This window comes from uncultured Adlercreutzia sp. (assembly GCA_910585575.1).
Taxonomy (GTDB): domain Bacteria; phylum Actinomycetota; class Coriobacteriia; order Coriobacteriales; family Eggerthellaceae; genus Adlercreutzia.
The window spans coordinates 1-5421 of record CAJUFS010000108.1 but is presented as its reverse complement, the minus strand read 5'-3'; the positions used below and the strand labels follow the sequence as shown (position 1 = coordinate 5421).

Here is a 5421-nt window from a genome sequence, read left to right as displayed (position 1 = left end):
GAAGGCGTGGCTCATCCGCGTGACGGTGAACGAGTGCAAGAGCCTCTGGCGCACCTTGTGGCGCCGACGCGTGGAGTTACGCGACATCACCGACGCCGACGGCGCGCCCCTGGGCGCGGCGCAGGACGTGCCGGCCTTCAGCAATCCCGCCTACGAGGATCTGTACGCCGCCCTAGCGTCATTGCCCGAGAAATGCCGCATCGTGGTGCACCTGTTCTACTTCGAGGACTACAGCACGCGCGACATCGCGGCCGTCTTGGGCGTGAAGGAGCCCACGGTGCGCACCCGCCTTGCCCGGGCACGAAAGATATTGAAGCAGCAACTGAAGGAAGCGTGGCAAGATGAGCAATCAGAGCCAGAACCGGAACCAGTACCAGGCCATGATGAACGACGTCCATGCTCCTGCTGAACTGCTGGGAAAGGTGAGGAGCATACCAATGGAGAAAGCCAAAAAGCGCAACTACGTGCTGAAGTGCGCCACGGCCGCCTGCGCGGCGCTGCTGGGCGTGTTCGTCGTCACGAACGGCGTTTGCTATGCCGCCACGGGCGAGACCTGGGTGGAAAAAGCCACCATCTGGGTGAACGGTGAGCCGCAGGAAGTGGACGTGCAGATGAGCCAGAACGGCGAAGTGACGACGGGCACCGTCGAGTACACCGTGGAGGACGCGGACGGCGAAGGCGGCGACATCACGCTGTCCATGAGCACCGAAGGCGGCGACGTGAACGACGGCACCTTCGAGATTATCGACTACACCAAGGAGGGTGCGCCGGCAGTAGAAACGCTGCCCTGCCAGGTGCTCGAGTCCAAGGACGGCGGCGTTATCGTGTCCGTTGAGGGCGTGGAGCCCATCGACGTGACCAGCCAGCTCAAGGAGCACGGCGCGGCCGTCGGCACTTTCGACAAGGACGGCAAGACCTACGTCTACAAGGTGAGCGGCACGTCCGGCAACTACCACGCCAGCGTCGAGGCCGAAGAAAGCCCTTCGGCCGAGGTCGACGAATAACATGCGGCCCGTGCGTTGTCCCTCCAAGTAAGCGCGCGGCCTTCCAAGTACAACTCTTTCTCTGAAGCCCCGATGCCCTTCCGCATCGGGGCTTTTCTGTTGCGCTACAATGGCACAACCCTAAGAATGAAGCGGCCGGCGCCCAGCGCTGCGGCCGATCTGCGAAAGAAGGTCCCCATGATCAAGCTGTACGATACCCGCCGCCGTCAGAAGGTGGAGTTCGAGCCGGTGGAGCCGGGGAAGGTCTCCATGTACGTGTGCGGCCCCACGGTGTACAACCGCATCCACATCGGCAATGCGCGTACCTTCATTTCCTTCGACATGATCCGCCGCTACCTGGCCTGGCGCGGCTTCGACGTCACCTTCGTGCAGAACGTCACCGACGTGGACGACAAGATCATCAAGCGTGCGGGCGAAGAGGGCCGCAGCGCAGCGGAAGTGGCCGAGGAGTACACGCGCCTGTTCATCGAGGATATGCATGCGGCCGGCGTGGAAGACCCCACGATCCGTCCGAAGGCTACCGAGGAAATCGACACCATGATCGCCCTCATCCAGCGCCTCATCGAGCGCGGCCATGCCTATGAGGCCGACGGCGACGTGTACTTCGCCGTGCGCACCGACCCCGGCTACGGCGGCCTTTCCGGGCGCGACATCGATGAGATGGAAGGCGGCCATCGCGAGCTGCGCGCTGACGGCCAGGGCCTGGAGGATCGCAAGCGCGATCCGCTCGACTTCGCCCTGTGGAAGGCCGCGAAGCCCGGCGAGCCAGCGTGGGAATCGCCTTGGGGTCAGGGCCGTCCGGGCTGGCACATCGAGTGCTCGGCCATGTCCGAGAAGTACTTGGGCCTGCCCTTCGACATTCACGGCGGCGGCGCCGATCTGGTGTTCCCGCACCACGAGAACGAGCGCGCCCAGTCGGAGTGCGGCTGCGACAGCGCCTTCGCCAACTACTGGATGCACTCCGGCATGCTGCAGATTGCCAACGCCGAAACCGGCGAGACCGAGAAGATGTCGAAGTCGCTGAACAACTTCCTGCTGCTGCACGAGGTGCTCGAGCAGGTGCGCCCGGCGGCCCTGCGCATGCTCATGCTGCAAAGCCACTACCGCAGCCCGCTCGTGTTCGGCGAGCAGCGCGTGGCCGAGGCCGATGCGGCCCTCACGCGCATCGAGAACGCCGTGAAGGCGCTCGACTGGCTGCTGGAAACGGGCCAGCCCCAGGGCGATGACGCCGTGGGCGGCATCGCTGAGGCGAAGGCCGAGCTGGTGGCTGTGCTCGACGCTGCGGCGCTTACCGATCGCGTGGCGACGCTGCGGGCGAACTTCACCGAGGCCATGGACGACGATTTCAACGCGCCGGCGGCTGTGGGCGAGATCTTCTCCTTCGTGACCGACGCCAATGCCATGGTGGCCGACACCACGCAGCTCAACGGCGACACCTACCCGGCGGTGCGTGCCGCTCGCGACGCCATTGTGGAGCTCATGGACGTGCTGGGCATTGACGTGTCTGCCGCCGGGGTGGGCGAGGCCTACCCGGTGGAGGTCATCGCGCTGGCAGCCGATCTGGCCGGCTACACGGGGGACGATCCAGAGGCAGCCGTGGCTGCCCTGCTGGAGGCCCGCGCCACGGCGCGCGCCGAGAAGAACTGGGCCGTGGCCGACGGCGTCCGCGACGGTCTGGCCGGTCTGGGCTTCACTATCGAAGACACCCCCCAAGGCGCCCGCGTCACCTACGAGGGGTAGTCTTCAAGCGGTGTCAAGCCGAATCAACATGGAGCTTCTTGCCCCGGCGGGTGGGATGGAGCAGCTGCGGGCCGCCGTGCGGTTCGGGGCCGACGCGGTGTATCTGGCGGCCGACCGGTTCGGCATGCGTGCCCGAGCGGCTAACTTCGCCTTGGAGGAAATCCCTGCAGCCGTGGCCTTCGCCCATGCCCACGGCGTGAAGGTACACGTCACCTGCAATATCCTCATGCATCCCGACGACATTACGGCCCTGCCGGACTACTTCCGCGCCCTGGATGCGGCCGACGTCGACGCCTTCATCATCGGCGACTTGGGTGCCTTCGCCGTAGCTGGCGAAGTGGCGCCGCGGGTGGAGCGCCATGTGAGCACCCAGGCCTCGGTGGCCAATGGCGCCGCGGCCCGCGTGTGGCATTCCCTCGGTGCCAAGCGCGTGGTCTGCGCTCGGGAAATGAGCCTGGAGGACATCCGTTGCCTGCGCCAGGACGCGCCGCCCGATTTGGAGATCGAGGCCTTCGCCCACGGCGCCATGTGCATGGCGGTGTCGGGCCGCTGCCTCATCAGCAGCTACCTTACCGGCCGCTCGGGCAACAAGGGCCACTGCACCCAGCCCTGTCGCTGGAGCTACCAGCTGGGCACCAACCGCGCGGTGGGGGAGGAGGACGGAGGAAACGGCCCTCGCTCTTCCTCCGAGGATTCGCCCCGTGCCATGTCGCGCGCCGAAGCCGACGAGCCCATGGAATTCCTACTCGAAGAGGAAAAGCGCCCCGGCGAGTTCTTTCCCATCGAACAGGACGATCGCGGTACCTTCATCATGAACGCGAAGGATATGAACATGCTGGCCCATCTACGCGAACTGGCTGACGCCGGCGTGGATTCCATCAAAATCGAGGGGCGCAACAAGAAGGCCTTCTACGTGGCCAGTGTGGTTGGCGCCTACCGTCGCGTGCTCGATGGCGAGGCGCCCGAAGCCGTAGCCGACGAGCTGCTGGCCGTCTCCCACCGTCCCTACGGCACCGGCTTCTACTTCGACGAGGCCGAGCAGGCGCCCACCTATGACGGCTACGAGCAGGAGACCATGCACGTGGCCGACGTGGTTGGCTGCAAGGACGGCTTCCTCTCGGTCCTGTGCCGCAATCGTTTCGCGGAAGGCGACGAGCTGGAAACCCTCGCGCCGCACCAGCCGTCGCGCACTCTCGCGGTACGCGACCTGCATTGGCTGGCCACCTTCGGTCCCGACGTTCATGATGAGGACGCGCCCGCTACGCCGGAGGAGGCCCTGGACCGCGCCACCGCCGCCGATTGGATTCCCGCAGCGGCCGCCAATCGCTCCTGCAATGTGTACCGTTTCGAAATGCCCGCAGACGCCGCGCCCGTGCCGGCCGGCTCGTTCCTGCGTGTGCGCACCTTCCGCCGCTCGGCGCGGCACAGCTAAAGCACTACGAAAGACCGCTTCTGTCGACCATCGCTGGCGCGGCTGATCTCGGTGTGGTACAACGCTGCCAGCAGCAATGCACGAATCGAGAAAGAGGGGCACCATGATCACCGTGGGCGATGTCATGACCATGCGCGCGTTCGACTCCATATGGCTGGCCGCTCCGTGCGAAGGGGCCCGCGAGCGCGAAGTAGTGGGCGTGGGCACCCTCGATCACGAGCCCTTCACGGGTCGCTACGACCTCTTCTCGGAAGGGGAGATGATCTTTACCACGCTGGGCTTTGCCGAACTTCACCCCGACCTGGCCGAAGAGGCTCTTCTGGCTCTTATTGAGCGCAAGGTGGCTGCCATCGCCGTGAAGGCAGTGGTGCTGCGCGAGGTTACTCCGCGGGTGGCGGCTGCCAGTGCCGAGGCGGGCGTTCCCGTGCTCTTCTACGAGGGCCGCTTCATGGAGCGCGTCATTGCCGACCTCATGAACCTGCTCGACGACGACGCGGCCGAATGGGAGCGCGTGCACCTCATTGACCGTATTCTTGCTCCCTCCGATGAGCAGGCGGTGCGCTCCACCTTCTTCACCATCGCGGGCGTCACCGGCGCCACCATCCAGTGCATGGCCATCCAGGCCGTCACCGAGGACGATGCCAGCCTGCGTGCGCTTCAGAAAGTGGTGGAAGAAGTGCTCGTGGGCTACGGCGAGCGCTGGGACGATGTGGAGCGCACCTTCGTTTGCCGCTACCGGGGCATGCTTTTGGGGTTCGTCTCTTTCAAGAGGCCTCCTTTGAAGGCCATTGCCATATCCGATGCCGACCTGGCCAAGTGCATCGCTACCGCCGGTCCGCTCGTGTGCGGCATCAGCCAGGAAGTGTCTCTGGGCGAGGGGGACATCGCCGTGCGTCAGGCCATGGCAGCGCTGCAGACGGCCATGGCCGACGGCGTCCCCATTACCCGCTGGACTATCCTGCGCTTCGATGCGTTCCGCGCCGCGGCCCGCACCGATCGCCTCTACGCGCGTTCGGCCGATCTGCTTCGTTCGGTGCTGTTCGACTACGATGCCGAGCACGACGCTGAGTTGGGAAAAACCGCCGAGGCCTTCGCCGCCAGCTATGGCGAGGTGCGCGCCTGCGCCGAGGCGCTGTTCCAGCACCCCAATACCGTGCGCTACCGCCTGAAGAAGATCAAGGAAGTGCTTGCCATGGAAGAGGCCACCGACCGCGAGCTGGCAGCCCTCCTGTTCTTGGTGTTCCT

5 protein-coding genes are annotated in these 5421 nt (G+C 65.5%); all 5 read left to right on the top strand.

The genetic code is table 11. From position 1 onward, the window contains the following. Nucleotides 1-409, top strand: a 409-nt coding sequence (locus QZ307_RS10620) for a sigma-70 family RNA polymerase sigma factor (protein ID WP_295999680.1), incomplete at its 5' end; no start/stop codon positions are given. Nucleotides 410-437: 28 nt separating this feature from the next. Then, nucleotides 438-1004 carry a hypothetical protein gene (locus tag QZ307_RS10615; protein ID WP_295999679.1) on the top strand — a complete coding sequence of 189 codons (567 nt, stop codon included), beginning with the start codon at nucleotides 438-440 and terminating at the stop codon, nucleotides 1002-1004. Nucleotides 1005-1181: 177 nt separating this feature from the next. Further along, nucleotides 1182-2744 carry a cysteine--tRNA ligase gene (cysS, locus tag QZ307_RS10610; protein ID WP_295999678.1) on the top strand — a complete coding sequence of 521 codons (1563 nt, stop codon included), beginning with the start codon at nucleotides 1182-1184 and terminating at the stop codon, nucleotides 2742-2744. A gap of 28 nt (nucleotides 2745-2772) precedes the next feature. Further along, a complete protein-coding gene (locus QZ307_RS10605) occupies nucleotides 2773-4176 on the top strand; it encodes a U32 family peptidase (protein WP_295999677.1) in 1404 nt (467 codons plus the stop codon). A gap of 103 nt (nucleotides 4177-4279) precedes the next feature. Continuing rightward, on the top strand, nucleotides 4280-5421 hold a 1142-nt coding region (locus QZ307_RS10600; RefSeq protein WP_295999676.1), incomplete at its 3' end, for a helix-turn-helix domain-containing protein.